Raw genomic sequence first — 3,614 nt, 5'->3', positions numbered from 1 at the left:
TGGATGCCGACGGTAGCAATACAGCCCTTATTTTTGATGAATTGGGACAGGATGATATTCTCGGTCAGCAAGCATGGCGCGAGTAAAACGCAGATCGCATATCAAAGATAACATTAGATTTCAAACCCTAGCGTCGCCCAACAGCGGCGCTTTTTAGGTTTTATAGCAATCTAATCACAGACGCATAGCACTTATCAGTCATGCACGTCTGCAGTTCTGACTACCTCGGCTATGATGAAACCTCGGAGAAACGCGGGTTGTCGCATCGTGTCATTGCTAGGCGACTGCATCGCGCCAAACAACGTATCACCAAGAAAGTCAAGCGTTCTCTCCGTGCATTTGGCGTTTTCTGGAAGTGTTGGGAGCAGCCATACTATGAGGAATGAAAATTATGTCAACCGTTTCGCGTTCTTGGTTTATCTCTTTAGCAATCCATCTGTGTCTTGCTGCTATTATTGGAGGGTATCTAGTAACACAAACCCAATCATTCAAGGATTTGATAGGCATTGAAGTTTTGCAACCAGCGAATCCTCCGCCCAAGCCGCAAGTTCGGAAACCTGTCATCAAACCCGTTCAAAAGCCAGAGGTGCCAATCAAAAACACGATCATCGTTGAACCGGCTAAAGTCCAACCGAGAAGGACAGATGCGGCTGTCCTTCGTACAGCCACTGTTCAACCGCGGAACGTCTCCGCGTTCTCAAATCAAGCGTTGAAACTTAGTGCCCCCGTTAATCCCAATGTGCCGAAAGTGATCAATCCTCATACACCTGTACCTCAGGTCGTAACCCATACAGATGTCCCCGTTTCTGATGCGCCCGATGCGCTAGCTTGGTCTTCACCCGTCGTCACAGGCACAGGTAAAAACGGTGGCCACATGAACCGTGGGATTGGAGGTGGTGGTCGTGGGATTTCTGGGCGGACTGTGCAGGTCAGGATCACTGATATGTTTGAGTTGCCGCCGGGGCTTACGATGGTCAAGGAGGTTGGAGCCGTTGGGGATGCCTTGGACGGGGTGGTTGATGGCGTTATGCTCGGTAATCTTGAAATGCCACCTCTGCCTCGCGGTGAGCCGGGAGGCAGTGTCGTTGGTAAGGGACGGGATATTCGTGGTGTCTTCCGTTTTACGCGCCTTCGCCACGACCTCTCTGATTGGTGGACGGATGCGTCTTCGCTTAACGCATTTGCAAAGTGGCTTAATGAAAAGACACGCATCCGAACAGACATGAACGTAGAGGGTGGAGCACTGAAGTTAACTGACGCCTATGTGATGAAATCGCCGATGCTCTTCATGACTGGACATGATCCTGCTCTTACTAAAGCAAAAAGTGTAAGAGCATTGGACACCGGGCGAATGCTTCGCAGTATCAAGAGTACTCAATTCTCTCAATTAGAAGCGATCTCGTTGCGGCGGTATCTGGTTGAAAAAGAAGGTCTCCTCATTTTTGACGACTGTGGTATGGATAGTTCCGCTCAATCAATGACCCGTCTGTTTCTGGCGAATATGCGGCACATCATGCCAGAATATCATGTGGGGCGCATTCCCAACAGCCATGAAATTTATCACAACTTCTATCAAATGGGTGGACCACCCATTGGCTTTAATATTTACCATTGGCAAAGGTCAATTTCCCATTTTGCCCCTCATTCAAGGGCTATTCCATCACGGAATTTTCTTGAAGGCATTTTTTTTAGTGACAAACTTTCTGTGCTGGTCGTTCGTCGAGACTATATGTGCGCGATGGAAGCAGTCAGTCTGCCAAGTCGTCGTGTGCAATACTCGCCCGGCGTTTACCGTTTTATGACCAATGTTGCCATCTATGCACTAACACACGGCAAAATTTCAGATTACTCCGGTTATGTGCCAGAAGATAAGCAAGCGCAGCAAAAAATTCCAACCCGTGCACCCCAAGCCGCAGCGATTGGAGCGGTCGAATAGTATGTGTTAATCAGTCATGCACGCCTGCATTTCTATTACCTATCACATCTCAAGTAGCCTATAGCTCGAGATTCATATCTCGACACCAAAATGTCAACAGAACCCAGCAAAACAGCACATCTCTTTGCTTGACAAATATCATGAAGCATCCAATTATCTAGGGTAAAAAGTTCAGTCATACACCGATTTGAGACATTTTTGACCCCTCAACAATGGACACGGAAAGGGGCTTCTCATGAAAATGGAAGAAATCTTCATGTTTTTCACGTTTCTCGTTATGATAGGGGCACTCTTCGTGGCGGGGTGCGGTGACGATACAGAAATGACCAATAGCCAACCGATTATTGATCGTCTCATTGTGCCGCAACAGGTCAAAGCCGGGGATAAGGTCAAATTGGAGGCCGTTGCCCATGATGCTGATGGCGACAAGTTGACCTATAAATGGAAAGTCAGCGACGGGACGGTGAATGCAGCCGGGGTATGGACTGTCCCTGCGGAGGCAACGAACGCTACTGTCCTTGTTCATGTCAGTGACGGTGTAAACGAAGCGGTTGAAAGTTCCAAAATCAGTATCGAGATTCTTCCTCCCTTAGAGCCTATTGCGCCGGAGGGGATGGTGTCGATTCCCGCAGGCGAATTTCTGATGGGTACCGACGACCCGTGGCTTGCAAGGTTCACTAGAATGGACGATGAACAGCCGGCGCACACCGTCTACGTCAATGCGTTCTTTATGGACCAACACGAGGTAACCAACTTAGAGTATCAGCAGTTCGTACGTGCTAACCCAAGTTGGCAAAAGGATAAAATTGATGAGCGATTCTACGATAGAAATTACCTGAAAGACTGGCAGGGGAATGCCTATCCCACCGGGAAAACGAGGCACCCTGTGGTGCATGTGAGTTGGTATGCCGCGATGGCTTATGCACAGTGGCAAGGGAAGCGGCTGCCAACGGAGGCGGAGTGGGAGTATGCCGCACGGGGTGGGTTGTCGGGCAAAAAGTTTTCTTGGGGCGATGAATTTGATTACGATCAGGTGCACATCGCTAGGGCGGCTGGTGATAACACCCGGACAACCGGTGATACGGCAAAGGTGGGTGAATATCCGCCGAACGGGTACGGCCTGTATGACATGGCGGGCAATGTGTGGGAATGGTGTCTCGATGAGTACAATGCGGATTTCTATTCTACTTCACCGCGTGAGAATCCGTTTGCCGGGGCGAATGGTCTGGATTGGGTTATAAGCAATTTCACAGAGGTCAAATCAAATCGCGTGTTGCGCGGTGGATCGTGGTACGACGTTTGGACAGACCAGCGCGTCACTAATCGCAGCTCGAAGGAGCCTTTGAAAGCGTACTTCGACACCGGGTTCCGTTGTGTGAAGGCTCAGTAGCCCCTTAAATCTTTGCCCCTTTTTTCCGCGTGATCGGATTGAAATTTCAGTTTTTCAGGACTTACGCAGCCAACTGTAGGTGCTTGCATCCCGATTTATCGGGGATTCATCGGAGATCCGCTCGGACTTGCTTCGCGCCACTCATGCTGAAATACGTAACTCCTGAATCATAGCTTTGTTGTTGCATACAGATCAACGTTTTTATTCGCCAACATGCCCTAGAAAATTGATTATGCCAACAGATCAAAATCTTATCCATCAAACGCTCAAAGGCAATGCACGGGCTTT

At 49.1% G+C, this 3,614-nt stretch carries 3 protein-coding genes; all 3 read left to right on the top strand.

Features of this window, described 5'->3' with window-relative positions:
• The first annotated feature begins 200 nt into the window (after positions 1-200).
• The 3 genes from J4G02_14810 (at position 201) to J4G02_14800 (ending at position 3,326) form a co-directional block, all read left to right on the top strand.
• Entirely contained in the window at positions 201-386 is a 186-nt protein-coding gene (locus J4G02_14810; protein ID MCE2395840.1) for a hypothetical protein, read from the top strand.
• 5 nt (positions 387-391) lie between these two features.
• On the top strand, positions 392-1,936 hold the full coding sequence (locus tag J4G02_14805; GenBank protein ID MCE2395839.1) for a DUF4159 domain-containing protein: 1,545 nt from the start codon (positions 392-394) through the stop codon (positions 1,934-1,936).
• Positions 1,937-2,171: 235 nt separating this feature from the next.
• Entirely contained in the window at positions 2,172-3,326 is a 1,155-nt protein-coding gene (locus J4G02_14800; GenBank protein MCE2395838.1) for a formylglycine-generating enzyme family protein, read from the top strand.
• Positions 3,327-3,614 lie beyond the last annotated feature (288 nt).

It is taken from the genome of Candidatus Poribacteria bacterium (assembly GCA_021295755.1).
Lineage (GTDB): Bacteria > Poribacteria > WGA-4E > WGA-4E > PCPOR2b > PCPOR2b.
This window is presented reverse-complemented; position numbering and strand designations above follow the sequence as displayed.